Origin of the sequence: Trinickia fusca (assembly GCF_003628145.1) — a bacterium.
In the GTDB taxonomy this organism is placed as follows: Bacteria; Pseudomonadota; Gammaproteobacteria; order Burkholderiales; family Burkholderiaceae; genus Trinickia; species Trinickia fusca.
Map to the genome: position 1 here is coordinate 183,269 of NZ_RBZV01000002.1, position 20,994 is coordinate 204,262.

The window sequence follows — 20,994 nt, forward strand, 5'->3', positions numbered from 1 at the left end:
TCGACACGCAGGCTGTCGCGCCCAATCCCGCTTCACTCACCAGCGAGCAGACCATGAACGCCCAGCTTACTTCTCCAGCTTCAACCGACGCCATGCCGCAGATGGCGCGCAGCCTGATCCTGCTGTTCGCCTTCAGCTGCGGAGCGATCGTCGCCAACCTCTACTACGCGCAACCGATCATCGCGCTGATCGCGCCGGACCTCCACATGTCCACCGGCCTGGCGAGCTTCATCGTGTCGCTCACGCAGATCGGCTACGCGGCCGGCCTGTTCTTCCTCGTTCCGCTCGGCGACCTCGTCGAAAACAAGAAGCTGATGATCGTCACCGCGCTGATGTCGATCGCGAGCCTCGCGCTCGCCGCCACCGTTCGCGAGCCGGGCCTGTTCCTTGCCGTCTCGCTGATCGTCGGCTTCAGCTCAGTCGCGGTGCAACTGCTGATCCCGCTGGCCGCCCATCTCGCGCCGAGCGAATCGCGTGGGCGCGTCGTCGGCACGATCATGAGCGGCCTCCTGCTCGGCATCCTGCTGTCGCGGCCCATCGCGAGCTTCGTCGCCGACCACTTCGGCTGGCGCGCCGTGTTCGCCTTCGGCGCGATCACGATGGCAATCGTCACCGTGCTGCTGATGCTGACGATCCCGAGCCGCCGCCCCGAACACAAAGCGACTTACGCGCAATTGATCCGCTCGCTCGAGAAGCTCGTCGCCACACAGCCCGTGCTGCGCCAGCGCTCGCTCTACCAGGGCCTGATGTTCGGCTCGTTCAGCCTGTTCTGGACCGCTGTGCCGGTCGAGCTGATGAATCATTACCACCTGTCGCAATCAGCGATCGCACTGTTCTCGCTCGTAGGAGCAATGGGTGCAACGTCGGCGCCGATCGCCGGGCGCCTCGCCGACGCGGGCCACACCGGCCGCGCAACCGTCGTCGCACTTGTGCTCGCAGCGGCCAGCTTCGCGCCGGTGCTCCTCGTTCCCGGCGCTGGCGTCGCGGGGCTCGTCGCAACCGGGGTTCTGCTCGACTTCGCGGTGCAAATGAACATGGTGCTGGGCCAACGGGAGATTTATGCACTCGACGCACACAGCCGCAATCGCCTGAACTCGATCTACATGACGAGCATCTTCGTCGGCGGCGCGATCGGCTCGGCGCTCGCGAGCGTCCTCTATGAGCACGGCGGCTGGACGTGGATCGCGATTGCCGGCGCACTCTTCCCGCTCGCGGCACTCGCACGCTTCCTCGTCGCGTTGCCTGCCAGACAAAAACCGTTGAACGTACAATCCACCCGTAACGGTCGGTAAGACGTATCGACGCGACATCGCCCCGCCAGTCGGCTTCCCACCGGCGTCGGGGCGGCACCACTGCTGCATATCGCATGCGATCGGCGGGTCGCGGCCTGTCCGGCTCACTGCTTTGGGGATCGCTCCTTGATTTCGCTTGCACACTCGTCGACGCCGCAAACGACTGCGAAAGACTCGCTAGGCTGCACGTCGAGCAGTTTTCTGACGGATATCGAGCGCAAGACGGCGCTCTTCGCGTTCTATCGAAAACACACGACCGGCCTGCGCCTCGAGCACGTTTCGACGCCGGCATCAGGACGCGGCATCCTGATCGGTATTTCGTTGTCCGACGGACATCGCCGGAAGATCATCCGCGGCAGCCGCTCGACGGCGCACGATTTCTACGCTGATTCGATCTACGTGCGCGACTTCTCCGAAGACTACCGCGCGGACATGGCATCGAATTTCGATTTCACGCTGATCGAGTTTTCGTCGCCGTTCTTCGACGGCATCGCCGACGTCGGCCGCCGCACGCGCGTCGACCGGATCGCACCGACGGTCGCGCACAACGATCGCGTGCTCGGCCAGCTCGGACGCGCGCTCGCACTTGCACTTGCACTGCAATCGAACGACGACGCCGATCCGCTGTTGCTCGACCAACTGGGCATCGCGATCGGCACGCATGCGATGCATGCATACGGCGGCGTGCCGTCCGACGAGTCGAAGCAGCAGCGCTTATCCGCCGAGCTCGAAGCGCGTGCGAAGGACATGCTGATGGCGGGAGCGACGTCGCTCGACGAAGTCGCAAGCGCATGCCGCGTTTCGCGTGGCTATTTCATCAAGGCATTCAGCGCGGCGACGGGCAAGACTCCCCACCAGTGGCTCATCGAGCAGCGCATCGACGCCGCGAAGCATCTGCTCGCGCGCGGCGACTGGACGCTCGCGCGCATCGCAACGCATTGCGGCTTCTCGAGCCAGAGCCATTTCACGCAGACGTTCACGAAGAACGTCGGCTTGCCGCCCGGCGGATGGCGACGGCGCGCACGCGCGTGATCGCGCACACCGCTCGCGTTCCTGTCCGCTTCGACGAAAGGCCCGTTATCTCCGGTTCACGCGCCGCCACGCGGCGGGCGGTGTGCCGATCATGCTGGTGAAGACGCGCGTCAGATGCGCCTGATCGGCAAAGCCGCATTGATGCGCGATGTCGGCGATCGGTTCGGACTTCGACAGCAAGCTGTGCTTGACGCGTTCGATCTTGTGCTCGAGCAGCCACCGGTGCGGCGTCGTGCCGACCGTTTGCCGAAACGCCTTGATGAAATAGCTGCGCGACAGGCCGCACGCGGACGCGACCTCCGAGATCGGCACCTCGCCGGCGACGTTCGTGGTGAGGATCGCCTTCGCCCGCTCCAGTTGCCAGCCTGCCAATCCGCCCTTTGCGAGCACGTTCGGCGCGGCCACGCCGTATTTCTGGATCAGGTGGATCTGTATCGCGCGCGCGACGTGGCCCGCGAGCAGCGGGCTGTGCGCCGATGTCCCGGCCGCCGCAGTCAGCAGCACGCCGACGAGGCGCTGCAGCACTGCATCGTGGCTGTCGTCCGGACAGGCAAGCTCGCGAACGCCGCCCTTCCTCATTTCGGCTGCCAGCCCGACCAGCGTGCGGCGCGGCAGGGCGTGGAACAGCATGTCGAACGGCTCATGCAGATCGGCGCGAAACGGTTCGTCTTCCTGACGGATTCGCACGGCGATACGCGCCTCGCTGAACGCCGCATCGTCGACGCCCTGTTCTGCGAACGATGCGCGCGCCGGCAGCGACATGCCGATCAGACAGCTATCGGAGGACGGCATGAACTCGACGACACCGAAGCCCGGCTCCGCGTGGCGCACCCGCGTCAGCACGATGGGCGCGTGGCCATCGATGCGCGCGTCGATCGTCTCGATCGTCGCGCCGCAAAACGCTTTGCGCAGGCCTACGGCAGCAACATCAGTGCAATTCATCTCGGGCTCGGCTGGTGTGCATGCGTCGGTATCGGAGAATCGCCCCATGGCTATTCCTTTGGTCGGGTAAGGATAGTGGCCGATTGCATCCGTCGATAGAACAAAGGTGTTCTTTTTATAAAAACGTCGACGACGTTCGACCTTCACCAGTTGTCATTCGCGCGTCGAACGCGCATCATCTTCGCACTTCGCATCGCCGCCTCGCGCGGGCAACCGCTTTAGACGAGCCCCGCAACCGATACTCGAAAGATCCGACGGACATTGCCGATCTCAGGTCGGGGCAGCGCTCGCGTGCACACACCTCCGATGCATCATGTTCCTGGCAGAACGCACTCATCGATGAATCACCTCCGAAATCTACTGGGGCATCTGCAGCCTACGGATGACTTCGCCGCGTACAGGCTCTCGCAAGATCTGGTCGAGCGCGCGTCCCGGTACGGTTCGGTCATCCGCGTCGACGCCGGCACGGTGCTCTGCACGAACGGGGCGCGCAGCAACCACTTGTACATCGTGCTCGACGGCGCAACCCGATGCGAGCCGGACACGCACCGCTTGACTCCGTCCGGCGTCGATCACGGGCCCGGCACCTTCACCGGCGAGCTCGATCTGCTGAACGACGTCGGATGCGAGACCACGGTGATCGCGTCGTCCATGTGCCGGCTCGTGCGAATTCATCGTGCAACGCTCAAGCATCTGCTGCAACGAGAACCGGCGCTGCGCGACGTGCTCGTGCGCCTCTTCCTCCTTCGCCGCATCGGCCTGCTCGCGTCTGAGCCTTCCGTGCCGTCTTCCGCGCGTGCTACGCCGTCCGACCGCCCTCGCGACACCGTGCACGAATTCGACGTGGCGATCGTCGGCGGCGGCCTGGCCGGCATGATTGCCGCCGCACACGCCGCATCGCTGCATCTGAACACCATCGTCGTCGAAGGCCGGCTGCCGTTCGGAATCGACGAGGAATTCGCGTCGGCTGACACGGCGGCAAGCCTGCAATTCGGTCCTTATTTGACGATGAGCAACCGTACCGTTCGGTTCGACTGCGACACCTACCCGTTCGGCCTCCTCACCGACAACGGCGAACGCATCCATGCACACGCGGCCGTCATCGCCTCGTCGCTGCGCCCGGCGTACAGCCCACGACTCGCGCGTGTCACGCTTCGCGCGAACACCGAATGGCTGGGCGGCGCCGTCGACGTCGACGACGACGGATTCGTCCGTACGGGACGCGCGGCGTCCGGCACGACCTTCGCCGCCGCATTCGAAAGCTCGCAGCCTGGCGTATTCGCGATCGGCGAGGTGCGCGCAGGGCCGCGGCGCTCGGCCGTCGCCAACCTGTCGGAAGGCGCGGCTGTCGTCGAAGCGATTCGCTGCTTCATCCGCGCGTATCCGGCCTAACCCGATCAGGTCGAAGCGGCACGCCCCGTCGCTCACAACGCTTTCTCCAACGCCTTTTCGTCGTCGACGAGCAGCGCGGTGCCAATCAGTACCGGCGGCAATGCGAATGCCCACACGCCGCCGATCAGATAGAGGCCTGCCGCCACGCCGCATCCGAGCGCGAACATCGCGACGGTCCATGCCATGTTAGCGAACCGCGACGGGCCGCCTGCCCGGTGCGAGTCATCGCCCACGAGCTGATTCGACAAATGCAGCATCAGTTGCGTAACGGTTCCCGTCATCAACGTCGTCGGTAGCGCGTCAGGCAGATGCAATCGATGGACCGCGTTCTGGATTGCCATCGCCATCACGAGGATCATCCCGGTCATGATCGCCGGCCACGCATCGCCGTCGGTGAACGGACCCATCCGGATCGCAAACGCTGCGCCAATGACGAGCAACAGCCATTGCGTACCCAACAGGATCTTCAGTGCCGGCGCATGCACGCGCATCATCAAGCGGCGCGCTGCGCCTGCGGCAAGTACGACGAGGCAGAAAACCGGGAGCGCGAGCAGCTTCGCGACGGCGCCCGTGCGGCCGTAGACCAGCGTCGCACCGAGCGTGACGAAGTTGCCAGTCACGTGTGCGGTGAACAGGCCTTGCAGCGCGAGGAAGCCCGCCGTATCGACGAAGCCGCCGTTGAACGTGAGCAGCGAAGGAAGATTCAGCTTCATTGAATAGGTTTCCTGACTAAAACGTCTGCCACCAACACACATGCGATCCGAGCGAAATCGCTGTGCGCGTCGTTTAGCCGCCCAGAGCCGACGGCCGAACGGCGAGCGCGGGGTGCCCCGCGCCGCCGCCGTACGCGTACGGCTATCCCTTATGCTGCGACATCATGCCCATTCGGCGGTCACGTCGATCGGTCGCAAATCGAACAACAGCACCTCCGCCTGCTTGCCGTTCTCGATTTGCAGCACTTGCTCGTCGCGAATCCGCGCGCCGTCGCCCTCTTGCAGCTCGACGCCGTTCACCGTCACCGCTCCGCGCGCGACGTGCACGTACGCGAAGCGCTTCGACGGCAGCATGAACTGCTCGCTCGCGTCGCCATCGAACAAGCCCGCGTAGATCCGCGTGTCCTGCCGAATCTTCAACGAACCGTCCTGCCCTTCCGGCGACACGATGAGACGCAGCTTCCCGCGCTTGTCGTCGTCGCTCACGCGGGCCTGCTGATAGCGCGGCTCGACACCCCGCACCGACGGCCCGATCCAGATCTGCAGGAAATGCACGGGCTCCGCCGACGAATGGTTGAATTCGCTATGCGCGATGCCCTTGCCCGCGCTCATCAACTGTACGTCGCCGGGCACGATCACCGAGCCCGTGCCCATCGTATCGCGATGCTCGAGCGCACCATCGAGCACGTACGACAGGATCTCCATGTCGCGGTGCGGATGCATGCCGAAGCCGCGCCCAGGCGCGACGCGATCGTCGTTGATCACGAGCAGGTCCGAGAACCCGACTTGCGCCGGATCGAAGTATTCGGCGAACGAGAACGAGTGACGCGAGCTGAGCCAGCCGTGTTCGGCGTGACCGCGTTGATGTGCTGCCCTGACTTCAATCATGATGATCTCCGTTTCATCGCGGGCGCTGCGGATTGCGCGCCTCGTCGATCGATGTCCGCAGCTTACGTCAACCACCTTGACATATATATAAACATAAAGATAATTACTGTCTCATTTCAGTGGACAATCATGCAGTTCGACGACCTTCGGATATTCGTCTCGACCGTGGACGCGGGAAGTTTCACGGGCGCGGCCGACAAGCTTCTGCTATCAAAGCAATTCGTCAGCCGACGAGTGATGGCGCTCGAAGCGTCGCTCGGGGTGCGGCTCCTCGTGCGCAATACGCGCAAGCTCACGGTGACGGAGCTCGGCCAGGAGTTCTACGCGCGCGCGACGCGGATCCTCGCCGAAGTCGCGGACACCGAGGAGGCCATGTCCGCGCGCCGCGGCGACCTGCGCGGGACGTTGAAGATCACTGCGCCGATGTCGTTCGGGATCTCGCACCTGTCGCCTTTGATCGCCGAGTTTCTCGTCGAGCATCCTGCGGTTCGGCTGCATCTCGAGCTGAGCGACCGTCACGTCGATCTGATCGGCGAAGGATTCGACCTCGCGCTGCGCATCGGCGCTTTGCCCGATTCGACACTGATCGCGCGACGCCTCGGCGAACTGCGGATGGTTGCGTGCTGCAGCCCGGCTTACCGGCGCAGCCGGGGAGAGCCTGCGACGCCTGCCGATCTGCATCGGCACGCGTGTTTGCTGTACGGAAAGGAAGGACGCACCGGCTGGGAGTTCGTGATCGACGGTGTGCGCCGCACGTTCGAAGTGCAAGGCGCGCTGCTTGCGAACAACGGCGATGTGATCCGCGACGCGGCGGTCGCGGGGTTAGGCGTCGCGCTGCTACCGCGCTTCATTGTCGAGGCCGCATTGGATGTAGGCGAGCTCGTGACGGTGCTGGAGCCGTTCGCGCAGTCTCCGCTACCCGTGAACGCCGTGTATCCGCAGCATCGGCAGGATATGGCGGCGTGTCGGGCATTTGTCGGGTTCATCGAAGAGCGGTTGCGCGAGCGGTTTTGACTCGCGTAGCCGCATTGACTTTCGGCGCACAGGAAGAGGAAGGCGCACTGCCTCGTGGTGCTCGGCAGTGCGTTGCTCCGATCACTCCGGAGCAACCCGAGGTTCAATTGTCGGCAGTTTCGTAATTGACGTACATCGATTGGATGCCAATGCGTCCCGGTCCTGTGAATCTGTTCACGATGAAATTCATACCAGCGCCGAAGAACCCGCTCGAGAGCTTGTCGACCACTGTCTCCATCTTGACGTTTGGCGTTTTGTACAGCCAACCGCCCGGTTCGATATCGATGGTCTCACCGGGCGCGAGCTCCTTCTCGAACACGTTCCCGTAGCCGTGAAGCCAGAGCACACCCTCGCCCGACTCGCTCCGAAACTTATCGATGAAGAAGCCACTTTGGCCGAACAGCATATTGCTGATGCCGCGCACGCGTTCGAAGGTGTATTCGACGTTCGCGGTCGCAGCCAGGAACTGATGTTCGCGCACGTGCAGTTCCTCGCCTCTTCCGAGGTGAATCGGAACGATGTGCCCTGCCCCATCCCGACTGAAAGCGATCACACCATTGCCGCTCGCCTCGGTAACGAAGATCTGCATGCCCGCCATCATGCGCTTCAATGCGCCTTTCATAGGGCGCAAGCCAATCTTCACGTTCGAATTCTTCCAGAGCAAGATGTGGTGCTCGAAGAAGACCGACTGACGCGACACGTCTATTGAGAGCACCGGCACAAGCTCGCCGCCAATGTGATACGTGACGCCGCCATACGTTTCGTCGGTGGCGCTAGTCGGCATAAGTGTCGGTAATTGGTTCATCCTTGACCCCGTTGTCTATGCGTGATGTGAGAGATTCTCTTCTACTCACTGTTGTTGCCGGCGACCGGCCGGTGCGGGGTGAGGATTCAACCCGCCTCTGCCACGCCCCTTTGCACGCGCCGCACGACCGTCACGAGCGCCAACACGATCAACAGCCGCCACAGCCACACCGCGAACCAGCCCATCGGCAGGCCAAGACCCACCCACAGCGCGAACGCGCCGATCGCCAGTGCGCGATCGCTCTTTCCGAACGGACCGTCATAGCGCCGGCTTGCACCGACGAGTGGACCGATCAGCCCTGCACACTCGACCATGACGGCCACGAGCGCGAAGAGCCAGACATCGGTAGATACGAAAGCCGGCGCCGCAAGAAACGGCAGCACGAGCGCAATATCGGAGACCACGTCGCCAAGTTCGTTCAGATACGCGCCAAGCGTGCTCTTCTGTCCGTGCTCGCGCGCCAGCATCCCGTCAATTGCGTTGAGCGCCATCCGGATCAGCAGCCAAAGCGGGATCAGCAAAAACAACCCTCGCGCGAGGAAACCTAGGCCGGCCAGCGCGCCAACGACGATCGACCCACCCGCCGCGAACAGAGTGACCTGATTCGCCGTGACTCCGCGCTGCGCAAGCGACCCGGTCAATGGTCGCAGCAGATTCTGGAATTTGGGTTTGAGTGCGTAAAGGCTCATTGCTTTATTCAATCCACTGCACGGATGACGCCGAAGGCTGCGCAAAAAACAGCAGCGCTGGATCACCGGCAAAACGAAGGGGAAACAATCCTCGCAGAGTGACCGGAATGCGTCAAGCCTCGGAAATTAGCGAAATTCTGCCTAAAATTCAGCCACATCTGGGCTATGCGCTCGTCTGGCGCTTGACGAGAAAACTCGCGATAATCGGCTGATTCATCCGCTTTGGCACGATTGCTTCTGCATTAGCAGGCCCACGTCATTGCGGCAATTATTGTCAATCCGTTTGATTTTCGTGGACATGCAACAGGTATTCAAGCATCTACAAAATGTGAACGACACGCCAAAAGCCTGCCGCATCGCTCGCACCTGGCCAACACTGACATGCTATCGGGGAGCGCGCGGCAAATGAGCATCTGGCATGTTTGGCAGCGCGATTTCCTGCTGACGATAGTCCGCCTGGTCGCGGGCGCTTACCCCGTCTGGCACCAGGGGCCGCCTTCCGCGACACAGAAGATCTACTTCTCGAACCACACCAGTCACGTCGATACGCTCGCGATCCTCGCCGCGCTGCCGCACGACATGCGTGCGACCACGCACCCGGTCGCGGCGCGCGACTACTGGGACAAAAGCTCGCTGAAGCGCCATATCGCGCAAAACCTGCTGAACGTCGTGCTGATAGACCGTCATCATGAAACGGGCGAAGACCCGCTCGCCCCTGTACGCGCGGCGCTCGAGCAGGGACACTCGATCATCATCTTCCCCGAAGGAACACGTGGCGCCGACGTGCTGCCGCAGCCGTTCAAGAGCGGCCTGTTCCATCTGGCAAACGAGTTTCCCCATGTCGACCTGAGCCCGGTCTACCTGGAGAATCTTCAACGAATCATGCCCAAGGGCGCGATCTGGCCCGTGCCGCTGATCTGCAAGGTGCATTTCGGCGCGACCGAAAAGCGTGGCGAACACGAAGACAAGGCCTCGTTCCTCGCTCGCATGCGCGACGCGGTCATTGCACTGGCACCGCGCCGGCCAGCGAGCTGAGCCGCCCGCTCCTTCATACAACTAGACATCGAACCTATGCGGACACTCTTCTGGGAACTGGTCGCCGGCCTCACCGGCCTGCTCACAGTCGCCACGATCATCGGCGCCATCCTCGGCGCACGTGCTGGCGGGCAAAGCCCCACGATCGTCAACCTGAACCAGCGCATCCGCGCATGGTGGGCCATGATCGCCGTCATGGCGATCGCAATCGGTCTCGGCAACAACGTCACCTACTTCGTCTTCGCGCTGCTGTCGTACCTCACGCTGCGCGAATTCATCACCCTCACGCCAACGACCGCGAGCGACCACACGACGCTCTTCATCGCGTTCTTCATTGCGATTCCCGTCCAGTACCTGCTGCTCGCCATCAACTGGTATGGGATGTACTCGATCTTCGTGCCCGTGCATCTCTTCTTCGCGATGTCACTCGTCTCCGCACTGACGCAGGACACGCGCGAGTTCCTCGGCCGCAACGCAAAGATCAACTGGGCGTTGATGGTCTGCGTCTACGGGCTCAGCCACGCACCGGCCGTGCTCATGCTCGACATTCCGCACTACGCCGGAAAGAACGCGCTGCTGCTGTTCTACTTCCTGCTCGTCGTACAGATCAGCGACGTATTGCAATACGTGGTCGGCAAACTGTTCGGCAAGCACAAGATCGCACCGCGTCTGTCGCCATCGAAAACCATCGAAGGCTTCGTCGGCGGCGGCTTGCTTGCGACGCTGTGCGGTGTCGCCCTCTACCGCGTGACGCCGTTCAGCTTCAATGCCGCGTTTCTGATCTCGCTCGCCATCGTGATCGCGGGCTTCGTGGGCGGGCTCGTGCTGTCGGCAGTCAAGCGCTCACTGGACGCGAAGGATTGGGGGTCGATGATCGCCGGTCACGGCGGAATGCTCGACAGGGTCGACTCGATCTGCTTCGCCGCACCCGTGTTCTTTCATCTGGTCCGCTATCTGTATGTGTGATGGGGTGGCGACCTCGGCCGAGGGCCGTAAGCCATCGCCCGTCTTTCGCCAATAGCGCTGCGCCGGCTGGCGTTTGAATGGCGGCGAACCGGAACACGTTTTTCCGTACCGAAGCATGGAATCAGATGCAGGCATCTGGCGTAGCTTATTGATCAGGCGGGGCGACGTCGGCGGGCGGCGGCATTTCGTTTTGCTGTTCCGGTTCAACAGCGCTTATCGCTGATTGGCGTTTCTTCACAGATCTGTGCTTTTTCCTCTTCGTAGTATGGCCATCCGTCTTTTTCGTTTTCTGATCGTTCACTGGCCTCTGAATGGCTGGCGTTGACGCTGGAGCCGGATGCGGCTTCAGCCAATCCGACAGAAGGTCGAACGCATACACAGCACCAAGAACGCTACCCGCAATGACGAGTCTTGAAAGGAGAGACCTGCGAGTTCGAATTTTCGGTTGGCCGGGCGTATGTCGAACGGGTATTGGTGGCGGCACATGGATCTGTGGTGGGGAGGTGCGTACTTCACGCTCTCGTGCCTGCCGTTGCGCCGCTTCCTGATACTTGCGTGCCTGTTCGGCTGCTTCGCGTTGCACCTTCTCACGCGCCTCACGATCCAACTCGGCCTGGATCGCTGCCACAACCTGGCTTAACGTACAGGAGAAGAATTCCCGATGCGGGTTGACGCGGAAAGCGTCCAACGCCTCGTGCACGCCTTGCTCAGCGTCAAAGGCCCGCTCGAAGCGTGCGAAATGCACGACCTTGAATCGCTGCGGCACGCCCCGGTAGTCAAGATTCCTGTAGTCCCAATGATAGAGCGCATCCGCGCGCTGTTGCGGCTCCCAAGCGGTATAACCGATTTTCAGGAGCGGAGCCTTGCCGTCATGGTAGACATCATTTGCCAACACATAGACGTAGCCTGGCGTCTCCGTGCGTCTGCTGGTACGCCAGGCTTCTCGCGTTGACCGTTGCTCCTCGGCGTCAGGCTCTAGCTGAGCCTCCGGGTCAACATCATCGTCAGCACTGCGCAGTTCGGATGGCCGTTCCGCCTTGTAGCTGATGTCGCCCTGGACTGCTGCCGCAACTGCATCCACTGCCTCCTGGATCGAACAGACAAAAAAATCCCGCTCTATGCTGTCCGGATTCAGGCGCTTGGCCTGCAAGGTTATGTGAGCCTTACGCATCGTCGCCCAGGCCTTCCACACCATCTTCTGATATTCAACCTGAAACTCGAACGGAACCCCCGTTTTGTCGATCTGCTCCAGACTGGCTTTCATCGTATTGGTCGTGTAGCCGATCTTCACGACCGGTATGCCATTCAGATGGTAGCCGGGATTCGAGAGTACGTAGACGTAGCCAGGCCTCTCCGGGATATCTTCCTGGAATCTACAATTCAGCTTGGGGAAGTTTGAGCACCCGAAGAATAAGCTACCGTCTTTTTTGTTTGGACGGACTTTGATACGCCCGTCCTGGCACTTCGGGCATTTGTCGTCCTCGCGGTACCAACGTCTTTTTTTTGTGTGCGTGGCTTGAGTTGACATGAAACGGCGTGAAGTTGGTCTGTTATCTACGTGTGTTCAAGACGCCTCTGGGAAGAACTCCATAATTCGTCACGGCAACGTGTCCCCCTGGACATCGCGCCATTCGGCTTTGGCTAGCTGAACTGGAATTTTGGAACGTGAGTATGCCACTGGTAGCTTTATCGCGCCGCTCACGCGCAAACTACATACGCCGGGTTTGATCTGCAATGCGGCACCGTCCAGAATACCCCGTAGCAAAGCCAAAGCTTGTAGGCGTGCTGAAAGGACCATTTGTCTAAGGGAACTCGGTGTGTATGCCAACCCAATTCGCAGAATGGGCCCAAGCGCCTGCATCCGTTTGTCACTCTCGTGCGTATAACTGTGAGAACGCCGTAGCCGAAAGGCAGCGCGAGCTTGCGTCGCACGGTTCTTCGCCTACTATCTACACACCCGAAGTATTTGGGGCCGGCCGAGAAATCCGCGCTCGGGCCGCGCCGGACCGGTTCGTCGTGGCGGCGTTCGTGGAAGACAGCGCCTCGCGCGATGTACTTCAAGCCGCCGATCTCGCGTTACGCGGCTAGCGGCGGGCTGCCGAGGCACGCACTCAGCGAGTCGATCGGCAGACACTAAGGAGGAGGCCTACCATGGCCGTACCACGCGCGCGCGGCGTGCACGAACCCGCTCCGGCGCACCGGGCCACGCTGATCCACCCACGCTGGGTCCGCGTCACGCACTGGCTCAATGCGCTCGCGGCAATCGTGATGATGCTCTCGGGCTGGCAAATTTACGACGCCTCACCGATCTTCCGGAGCTTCATGTTCCCGATGTCGATCACGCTCGGCGGCTGGCTCGCCGGTGCGCTGCAGTGGCATTTCGCGGCGATGTGGCTGCTGATGGCCAACGGCATCGTCTATTTCGTGCTCAGCGTAGCGAGCGGGCGTCTGTTCTCGCGCTTCTTCCCGCTTTCGTTGCGCGCGGTCCTGCTCGATCTGTGGCGCGCGCTGACAGGCAAGCTCTCGCATGCCGACCTGTCGAAGTACAACGCCGTGCAAAAGCTTGCCTATCTGGCCGTGATCGTCGACCTCGTGGTGCTGGTGCTCTCGGGGCTAGCGATCTGGAAGTCGGTGCAGTTTCCGCTATTGCGCACGCTGATGGGCGGCTACGACTCGGCGCGCGTCGTGCATTTTTGCGCCATGGCGTTTCTAGCGGCCTTTCTGGTCGTCCACGTCGTGATGGTCGCGCTCGTGCCGCGCTCGCTGATCGCCATGCTGCGCGGCCGGTAGACACACGCCCCGAGACGCGTGGAAAAGGAGTGGGCAATGAAACGATCCCCAACCGGCACCGGGATGCCCTCGCTGGACACCCGGGCGATCCTGGCCGACGCACGCCGCGAACTGGCCCTGCCGTCGCGCCGCGCGTTCGGCAAGCGCGTGCTGACGCTCGGCGGCCTGTTGATGCTGACGGGCTGCTCGCTCACCGACGAAAAATCGGTCAACGCGTTTCTGATGAGCGTGTCGCGGATGAACGATCGCATCCAAGCCTGGCTTTTCGACCCGACGCGGCTCGCACCGACATACAGCGAAGCACAACTCACGCGGCCGTTCCCATTTAATGCCTATTACGGCATCGATCAGGTGCCAGAAGTGGACGCCGATGGTTTCGTCCTGAAGCTGAGCGGCCTTGTCACAGGCAAACGCAACTGGACGCTGTCGGAGCTTTATGCGCTCCCTCATGCCGAACAGATCACGCGGCACATTTGCGTCGAAGGCTGGAGCGCGATCGGGCATTGGGGCGGCACGCCGTTCGTGGATTTCCTCCATCGCGTGGGGGCCGACACGAGTGCCAAGTACGTTGGTTTCAAGTGTGCCGACGATTACTACGAAAGCATCGACATGGCGAGTGCACTGCACCCGCAGACGTTGCTCACGTTCCAATACGACGGTCAGACTTTGCCGCCCGAATACGGCTTCCCGATGAAGCTGCGGATACCGACCAAGCTAGGCTATAAGAATCCCAAGCACGTGATGGAAATATTTGTGACGAATACGTACCCGGGCGGCTATTGGAGCGATCAGGGGTACAACTGGTTCGGCGGTTCCTGATGCCTCGCGGCCGCGCCCAGGATGCTTCGCCTGCGGCATGGCCACCTGGACCTCAGGCGCCCCGATCGACGTCGAGCGCTGAAGCGTGACGAGCGTTCCGGCCGCGCGACCTTATCCTGGTACCACCATCCATTGAACAATCACAACACCAAGGAGAGATTTCATGAACAAGATGACGATCGCGACGCTTGCCGCCGTGCTCGGACTCGGGCTCGGTACATCGGGCGCATTCGCGCAGGAGGCGAGCGGCGCTATGTCCAACAGCGAAATGGCGAGCGGGACGATGGCAAAGCAACCGATGGCCAAGAAGAAGCATACGCCCGCCAAGAAAAACGGCTCGATGGGCATGAAGCATGAAGCGTCGGGTGCGATGGGGAATTGATTTCAAGAAAGGCTCATGGCGAAAGGCGCTCCAGGCGATCGGTGCGGGATCTATCTCGGTTGGTTGCCGAGGGGCGCCATGACGATTCAGGGGGCAAAGGAAGTGCGTCGCTGGTCTTGAGCGGATCTTCGCTTCGAATCGGACTGGCGCTTGGGCACATCAGTACGGTCAATGGCTCGCGCTGGCGTAGCGCCGCTCGAGCACCCGTAACCGCCCTACCTCGCGCGCTCTCATTGTTAATCCCATCCGCGCGTCGCTCGATCACGACCGAGCGGACATTCTTGCCCTGCGCGGATCGGGCATTCTCACGTTGAGCTAACAGCCGCCCCGTGTGGGGCTGTCATGTCGACACAAAGTTTGCTATACTGCGCGGCTCATCGCGGAGAGATGGATGAGTGGTTTAAGTCGCACGCCTGGAAAGCGTGTATAGGTTAATAGCCTATCGGGGGTTCGAATCCCCCTCTCTCCGCCAGTCAAGCTTCCAAGGCATCCTCCCCCTCGCCGAAAATCTCGCAAGCCTTTGTTAGATGGGCAAATTGGGGGGGATCGCACTCGCGAATTTCCCAATACCGATTAGTCAAGCCCTCTCGCGAGATGGGCCTATGATCCTTATCGCCCGTCTCGCTCGCACAGTACAGCCATTTGCTCGTGGACTCGATGCGGTCATCGGCCGTCGCGGCGATCGTCGTTCGGCACTTGAATCGTGCCGAGCACGTAATAACCATCGCCTAGCGCGTTCGCAAGCGATAGCTGCATCGGCTTTAAATAGCGCGGCGCATCGAGTACGCGTACGTCGAGTTCGTATGAACCGGGTAGCACGTCCTTCGGCAGGACGAACTCGTCTCCGAATACCGCGGTGCTCCCTGGGAGCACCTTACGCAGGTCGGCTGCCGATACGAAACGTGCCGCCGGCTGCCACGGCGCGCTGGGCAAGCCGGCCGCGTTGCGTTGCGGCCGCGCCCGGAACTCGATCTGCCATCGAGTGTAGGTAGGCGTGGTACCGGTATTGCTCCACTGGGTCGTTACCCGAAAGCGTCTGCCGGTCCTGGCCGCTGGCGCAATCTGCACGTCAACCGCCGCCGGCGCGTATCGATAGCCTGCTGATAGGCCAGCAGTCCAGATAGCCGCCTGTTCGGTCTGTGTCAATGCTGACCATGATCCGGTGCAGAAGGATGCGTTCTTGATGTCGGCGATGTGGTATTGCTGGACCTCTTCCAGAATCGCGAGCTGATTCGTGGTGGGATCGAGTTCAAACGTCTGGCAGGGAAACGTCGGCGAGCTGCCATTGCCGAAAGGCTCGACGACGAATGGCGCTCGCTGCCAGCGTGTGGCGACGAGATCGGTGCCATCGGCCGAACGGCACGACGAGCTTACGGGAAAACCGGCACTCCACCCCGTGTACGAGCCAAGGCTGTCGCGTCGCAGACCGATCGGCAGTTGCCCGCATCGATACGCATTGCACTGCATAGCGCCTTGGAATCGTCCGTCAGCATGACCAGCTGTTTATCGGGAAACGCGCGCACATGAGCCCATATGATCGCCTCCTTCGACGCTTCGCTGCCCGGTTCGTACGCACCGGGCACGCCATTGTTCGCAAGATAGGCCTGGGTGTTCAGCGCGTACTCGGCATCGCGAGGCGAATAGGGAATGTCGCCCCACTTGTAGTCGCTGGTGTCGGGCAGCCCCGCGGTATGCCACTCGCCCCAACTTCCATAGATCCCGATGTCGATCGTACCGATGCGAGGATCGCCGTCGTAACGACGGCCCAGCATCGCCAGGAGGGCGCGTATTCTGTTGATGACGAACCTGTCGTTCCAGTCCGGCACGAAGTAATGGCCCTGCTCCGGATCGGACGGCGCGACTGGCAACAGCCATCCGTGCGCGCGGCCTGCGCCGTCCTTTAGCAGGTACATGGGCGCATCGCTGTAGATGGGATAGCCGTCTGCGCCAATCGTGACGTTCGTATCGAGCTTGTATTGCGGATTGAATGCCATCACCCGGAAACCGAATGTGGCGCCGTCCGGCAAGCACGCGGTCTTCTGCGACGATGCAGTGCAAGGCGCGATCACATGGTCCATGACCGAGAAATCGTAGCGTCCCTCGACAGGTTCGAGCGTGTGCCACGACACTCGCCCATAGACGTTTGCCGGCACGCCGGACAGCGGTGCGGAATCGGACTTGAGCGGAGCGAAATCGAGATCGGGCGCACAGCCGACGCAGGGCGGGTTGTTCGGGCCGATCGTCTTTTGTGCGACCGCCGTGTAGAACCCGCTCATTGGATTGAATAATTCGCCCCTCACCTGCCATTGGTCCGTCACCGGATCGAAACGCGCAGTAGCGGGCGGCAGTTGCAAAGGTGTCAGCCGTTGCACGCCGCTTTGTGAAGCGCTTTGTGCACCGATGCCCGGCGAGAATGCCGTGACGGCGACGACATAAACGAATGCCAACAGCAGACGCATGGGTCGATGAAAGGCTGTATCCATAGCAGGCCTCCTGAAATTTACGTGACATTCATATGCGATCAGGTAGCGACGCCACTTCAATGGCCGGATTGTTTTGGCAAGTCGCTGCCGGCTCGTTTGCTCCACGCCAAGAAGTTATAGATGGGTTCGCAGGAAATCCACGACCTCATGCTCGATCCTGCGATGAATCGCCGCACGATCGATCCCGGACGCATCCCGACAAACGAGTGCCGCACTGGCTTCGAGCGAGACTGGACACTGATCGATAAAGACAGCGCCTGGCCGTTTAGAACGTTCCCACGCGCGCGGTCAGCCGATTGGGTTGCTGATACCATGCGCGGCATCGCCACGGCATCGTTCCCACCGCCGTGGCCCCTACCATCGGCCCATTCCCTATGCCGCTCATCAGCTTTCTAAAACCTTGGGAGGCTTCGTATGGTCTCGTCGCGATATGCCTGCTTGCCGCCATACTGTTTGCGCGTGGTTCACACCGGGCGCAGATGACCGTGGCCCGACGCGTGGCCTTCTGGACTGGACTCGCGTTGTTCTACCTGTCGCTTCACACCAAGGTGGACTATTACGCCGAACACGAGTTCTTCGTGCACCGGCTCCAGCACCTTGTCCTGCATCACTTGGCGCCGCTCCTCGTCATGGCCGCGTATCCGGGCAGCGCACTAAGGGCCGGTCTGCCGTTCGCGTGGCGCCGTGCGCTCAGACGATGGCAACGCAGTCGCTGCACCCGTGTCGCTGCAGCCGTACTGCTGAACCCGGCGTTCGTCTCGGCTGCGTTCATCGTCTCTGTGCTCGTCTGGCTGATACCGTCCGTTCAATTTGTCTCGATGCTGGATTGGCGAATCTACCTGTTCATGAACTGGTCTGTCGCTGCCAGCGGACTCCTGTATTGGTGGCTCATTCTCGACCATCGGCCAAGCCCGCCGAGCCGCGCACGCCCTGGTCTGCGTGTGCTCTCGCCCGTCATCACCATGACGCCGCAGATTCTTGCCGGAGCCGTGATCACGTTCACTACACGCGATCTCTACCCGGTTTTCACGCTCTGCGGCCGCGCATTCACATCGTTGCCGCCTAGCCTCGACCAAAGTCTTGGCGGATTGATCATGTGGGTTCCGGCTGCCGTGCTGGAGACGATCGGTGCGATGATGGCCTTACGGCATCTGATGCGGTTGTCGAATTCCCCGCGCGCAGCAAAGCCCAAGACTTCCGCCCGGAAGCGACTGCCGAACCGGCCCGGCTACCCGACGAGCAGCATCTGACGGCATTGCTGCGTTGCCGGCACGAGGGCCGTCACTATCGAAACGCATACCGATCACGCTGATCAGGAAGTGGAATCCGTTCGCAAAGCGGAGTTTGCCGCCATACGGCCCCTCACGGATGTCGAATGTAGTCGACGAGCGCCCGCGTATAGGCATCGGGCGCCCGATCCAGCAAGCTGACGACGATCGTCGCCGCAAACCCCGCCGGCACCCCGAACACGCCTGAGCTGATCGGCTCGATCCCAAACCAGCGCTGCCCCACGAACCCCGTCATTTGCGTGAAGTACGGATACGTCGACACGATGTAATAGACGCACACGCCGAGCCCCGCCACCATCCCGGCCACCGCTCCATACTTGGTCGTGCGCTTCCAGAACACGCCCAGCACCAGCACCGGGAACAAGCTCGACGCAGCTAGCGAAAACGCCGCCCCCACCAAGAACAGAATGTTGCCCGTATTCAACGACGCGACATACGACGCAAACAACGCGACCCCAAGCAGCAAAATCTTCGAGATCGTGACCCGCCGCTGACTCGTCGCAGCCGGGTCAATCATGTAGAAGTAAATGTCATGCGACAACGCATTCGAGATGGTCAGCAGCAACCCGTCCGCGGTGGACAGCGCCGCCGCCAACGCCCCCGCTGCAATAAGCCCCGAGATCACATACGGCAACCCGGCAATCTCAGGCGCGGCGAGCACCACCATGTCGGGCTGCATCTGAATGCCCGACCAACGAACGACGCCCTCGCCACTCGGATCGACGAGACTGATCAGCGACGGGTCCGCACGGTGCCATTGCGTGACCCACGTCGGCCAGTCGTCGAATGGATGCCCGACCAAATGCGTGAGCACTTCGTATTTGATCAGCACGGCCATCACCGGCACGCTCACGTAGAACAGCGCGATAAAAAACAGCGTCCACCCAACCGAACGCCGCGTCGATCCCACCGACTTCGTCGTGTTGTAGCGCGACAGGATGTGCGGCAGGCTTGCCGTGCCCAACGACAAGCACATCAGCAGCGAAAGAAAGTTGCGCTCGTGCACACGCCGCTCGTCCTCGCTCGCAGCCGGGAACGCCTCGTACATCGGCACGGGAGCCGTTGCGCGCGCAAGCCAATCGTCGCGCGTCTGCATCCACGCCACGCGCGCGGCCGCCGCATCACGCGGAAACGCAGCCAGCGCCGCCTCACGCACATGAATCTCGCGCAGCGGCCCGTTATGTCGCCGCAGCTCGTCGAGCTCGCGGGCAAGACGCCCCTTCTCATCGAGATACGACGCCGGTAGCGCAGCGATCTGCATGTCGACCTGCCCTGCACGTTTGCGGTACCAGTCGCGCACGCTCTGCTCGGCGGGCGCATCGCGCACGGTGCGGTCGAGCGCTTCCGTGCGCTGCATCAGCCGCCCATAAGTCAGCTGCGGCACCCATCCGAGGCCATTCTTATGCGCGATCATCGACACGGGAATCAAAAACGCGCTGATGAGAATCACGTATTGCGCAACCTGCGTCCACGTCACGGCGCGCATGCCGCCGAGGAACGAACAGACGAGGATGCCAGCCAGCCCACATGCGATGCCGATCGCGAAATCGACGCCGATGAAGCGCGTCGCGATCAAGCCGACACCTTGAATCTGCGCGATCAGATAGACGAACGAACAGAGAATCGCCGCCCCGGCCGCGAGGCCGCGCACGAGGTTGCTCGAAAAGCGCGTGCCGAGAAAGTCGGGAATCGTGTAGCGCGCCAGCTTGCGCACATAAGGCGCGAGCAGGAACGCCACGAGGCAATAGCCGCCGGTCCAGCCCATCAGATACGCGAGCCCGTCGTAACCGTTCGCGTAGAGCGAGCCGGCCAGGCCGATGAACGAGGCAGCCGACAGCCAATCGGCCGCCGTCGCCATGCCGTTGAACGCGGCCGGCACGCGCCGCCCCGCCACGTAGTATTCGACGAGATCGGACGTGCGCGACAACAGCCCGATCACCGCATACACCGCAATCGGCACGAACAGGAACACGTAACCGACCCACACGCCGGGCCCGATCACGCGTTCGATGCGCCACATCAGATAGACGAACGTCAGAAAACCGACCGTGTAGAACGCATACGCGCTGATCAGCCGGTTCTCGAGCTTCATGGCGCGGGCTCCCGCATGGGCTCACCCGCCTGCTCGACTCTCGCGGCGCGCCGCAGCGCACGATCGGCCCGGCGCATCAGCGCGATATAGACGACGATCAGCAACAGGTAGACGAGGATGGCGCCCTGCGCGCCGATATAGAAAGACAGCCGGAACCCCGCGACGCGCACGGTCGAGAGCGGCCGCGCAAACAACGGCACGATGAACGACACGGCAAACCCGATCAGCATCAATACACTGATCAAGATGACGTTGAAGCGCCAGTAGCGCCGATGCGCAAGCGCCATCGCGCGCGAGACGGGCGGCGGCTCGAGCGGCGAAAAAAGTGCGGAATCGGGCGGACGTGGCGCGACCATCCCCCTATGTATCAA

Annotated in this window: 20 protein-coding genes and 1 tRNA gene; 11 read left to right on the forward strand and 10 right to left on the reverse strand. The window is 62.0% G+C overall.

Annotation, left to right across the window (positions count from 1 at the left end):
• Window positions 1–53 precede the first annotated feature (53 nt).
• Together D7S89_RS05395 and D7S89_RS05400 are read left to right on the forward strand one after the other, a co-directional pair.
• Window positions 54–1,292 (forward strand): MFS transporter, encoded by a 1,239-nt coding sequence (locus D7S89_RS05395; RefSeq protein ID WP_121276402.1) that lies wholly within the window; start codon window positions 54–56, stop codon window positions 1,290–1,292.
• 126 nt (window positions 1,293–1,418) lie between these two features.
• Window positions 1,419–2,324: a helix-turn-helix domain-containing protein gene (locus D7S89_RS05400; protein WP_121276404.1), complete on the forward strand. Its 906-nt coding sequence runs from the start codon at window positions 1,419–1,421 to the stop codon at window positions 2,322–2,324.
• A gap of 45 nt (window positions 2,325–2,369) precedes the next feature.
• Here D7S89_RS05400 and D7S89_RS05405 read toward each other — a convergent pair whose 3' ends face one another.
• The gene (locus D7S89_RS05405) at window positions 2,370–3,266 is read right to left on the reverse strand and encodes a helix-turn-helix domain-containing protein (RefSeq protein ID WP_121276406.1); all 897 of its coding nucleotides are present in this window, start codon (window positions 3,264–3,266) and stop codon (window positions 2,370–2,372) included.
• A gap of 339 nt (window positions 3,267–3,605) precedes the next feature.
• Between D7S89_RS05405 and D7S89_RS05415 the strand changes: the two genes are divergently transcribed.
• Window positions 3,606–4,658, forward strand: a complete 1,053-nt coding sequence (locus D7S89_RS05415) for a cyclic nucleotide-binding domain-containing protein (RefSeq protein WP_121276410.1) — start codon at window positions 3,606–3,608, stop codon at window positions 4,656–4,658.
• 32 nt (window positions 4,659–4,690) lie between these two features.
• Here D7S89_RS05415 and D7S89_RS05420 read toward each other — a convergent pair whose 3' ends face one another.
• Complete coding sequence (locus D7S89_RS05420) at window positions 4,691–5,371, reverse strand: YoaK family protein (RefSeq protein ID WP_121276412.1); 681 nt, start codon at window positions 5,369–5,371, stop codon at window positions 4,691–4,693.
• Window positions 5,372–5,533: 162 nt separating this feature from the next.
• A complete protein-coding gene (locus D7S89_RS05425; RefSeq protein WP_121276414.1) occupies window positions 5,534–6,259 on the reverse strand; it encodes a pirin family protein in 726 nt (241 codons plus the stop codon).
• Between the two features lie 129 nt (window positions 6,260–6,388).
• Here D7S89_RS05425 and D7S89_RS05430 point away from each other — a divergent pair, with 129 nt between their 5' ends.
• Window positions 6,389–7,273 carry a LysR family transcriptional regulator gene (locus D7S89_RS05430; RefSeq protein ID WP_121276416.1) on the forward strand — a complete coding sequence of 295 codons (885 nt, stop codon included), beginning with the start codon at window positions 6,389–6,391 and terminating at the stop codon, window positions 7,271–7,273.
• 103 nt (window positions 7,274–7,376) lie between these two features.
• Here the strand turns inward: D7S89_RS05430 and D7S89_RS05435 are convergent, their stop codons facing one another.
• Window positions 7,377–8,078 carry an AIM24 family protein gene (locus D7S89_RS05435; RefSeq protein ID WP_121276418.1) on the reverse strand — a complete coding sequence of 234 codons (702 nt, stop codon included), beginning with the start codon at window positions 8,076–8,078 and terminating at the stop codon, window positions 7,377–7,379.
• Between the two features lie 86 nt (window positions 8,079–8,164).
• On the reverse strand, window positions 8,165–8,767 hold the full coding sequence (locus D7S89_RS05440; protein WP_121276420.1) for a CDP-alcohol phosphatidyltransferase family protein: 603 nt from the start codon (window positions 8,765–8,767) through the stop codon (window positions 8,165–8,167).
• A gap of 405 nt (window positions 8,768–9,172) precedes the next feature.
• On the opposite strand from D7S89_RS05440, the gene D7S89_RS05445 reads away from it, so the two are divergent.
• Together D7S89_RS05445 and D7S89_RS05450 are read left to right on the forward strand one after the other, a co-directional pair.
• Window positions 9,173–9,802: a lysophospholipid acyltransferase family protein gene (locus D7S89_RS05445; protein WP_121276422.1), complete on the forward strand. Its 630-nt coding sequence runs from the start codon at window positions 9,173–9,175 to the stop codon at window positions 9,800–9,802.
• A 36-nt stretch (window positions 9,803–9,838) separates the two neighbouring features.
• Window positions 9,839–10,768, forward strand: coding sequence for a phosphatidate cytidylyltransferase (locus D7S89_RS05450; RefSeq protein WP_121276424.1), 930 nt, complete (start codon window positions 9,839–9,841; stop codon window positions 10,766–10,768).
• Window positions 10,769–10,913: 145 nt separating this feature from the next.
• Here the strand turns inward: D7S89_RS05450 and D7S89_RS05455 are convergent, their stop codons facing one another.
• Entirely contained in the window at window positions 10,914–12,296 is a 1,383-nt protein-coding gene (locus D7S89_RS05455; protein ID WP_121276426.1) for a GIY-YIG nuclease family protein, read from the reverse strand.
• A 623-nt stretch (window positions 12,297–12,919) separates the two neighbouring features.
• Between D7S89_RS05455 and D7S89_RS05460 the strand changes: the two genes are divergently transcribed.
• From D7S89_RS05460 to D7S89_RS05475, 4 genes are all read left to right on the forward strand, one after another.
• On the forward strand, window positions 12,920–13,558 hold the full coding sequence (locus D7S89_RS05460) for a cytochrome b/b6 domain-containing protein (RefSeq protein WP_121276428.1): 639 nt from the start codon (window positions 12,920–12,922) through the stop codon (window positions 13,556–13,558).
• Between the two features lie 36 nt (window positions 13,559–13,594).
• Entirely contained in the window at window positions 13,595–14,377 is a 783-nt protein-coding gene (locus tag D7S89_RS05465) for a molybdopterin-dependent oxidoreductase (protein WP_121276430.1), read from the forward strand.
• A gap of 163 nt (window positions 14,378–14,540) precedes the next feature.
• Window positions 14,541–14,759, forward strand: a complete 219-nt coding sequence (locus tag D7S89_RS05470; RefSeq protein ID WP_121276431.1) for a pentapeptide MXKDX repeat protein — start codon at window positions 14,541–14,543, stop codon at window positions 14,757–14,759.
• Window positions 14,760–15,140: 381 nt separating this feature from the next.
• A tRNA-Ser gene (locus D7S89_RS05475) sits at window positions 15,141–15,231 on the forward strand.
• A 191-nt stretch (window positions 15,232–15,422) separates the two neighbouring features.
• Here the strand turns inward: D7S89_RS05475 and D7S89_RS05480 are convergent.
• Both D7S89_RS05480 and D7S89_RS05485 read right to left on the reverse strand, forming a co-directional pair.
• Complete coding sequence (locus D7S89_RS05480; RefSeq protein ID WP_121276433.1) at window positions 15,423–16,226, reverse strand: DUF4832 domain-containing protein; 804 nt, start codon at window positions 16,224–16,226, stop codon at window positions 15,423–15,425.
• Complete coding sequence (locus D7S89_RS05485; protein WP_121276435.1) at window positions 16,130–17,242, reverse strand: beta-galactosidase; 1,113 nt, start codon at window positions 17,240–17,242, stop codon at window positions 16,130–16,132. Before D7S89_RS05485 ends, D7S89_RS05480 begins: the two co-directional genes overlap by 97 nt.
• A gap of 374 nt (window positions 17,243–17,616) precedes the next feature.
• On the opposite strand from D7S89_RS05485, the gene D7S89_RS05490 reads away from it, so the two are divergent.
• Window positions 17,617–18,492: a cytochrome c oxidase assembly protein gene (locus D7S89_RS05490; RefSeq protein WP_121276437.1), complete on the forward strand. Its 876-nt coding sequence runs from the start codon at window positions 17,617–17,619 to the stop codon at window positions 18,490–18,492.
• Window positions 18,493–18,604: 112 nt separating this feature from the next.
• On the opposite strand, the gene D7S89_RS05495 is transcribed toward D7S89_RS05490, so the two are convergent.
• Both D7S89_RS05495 and D7S89_RS05500 read right to left on the reverse strand, forming a co-directional pair.
• A complete protein-coding gene (locus tag D7S89_RS05495; protein WP_121276439.1) occupies window positions 18,605–20,623 on the reverse strand; it encodes a sodium:solute symporter family protein in 2,019 nt (672 codons plus the stop codon).
• Window positions 20,620–20,979 carry a DUF4212 domain-containing protein gene (locus D7S89_RS05500; protein ID WP_183085106.1) on the reverse strand — a complete coding sequence of 120 codons (360 nt, stop codon included), beginning with the start codon at window positions 20,977–20,979 and terminating at the stop codon, window positions 20,620–20,622. The genes D7S89_RS05495 and D7S89_RS05500 overlap by 4 nt, the downstream gene beginning before the upstream one ends.
• Window positions 20,980–20,994 lie beyond the last annotated feature (15 nt).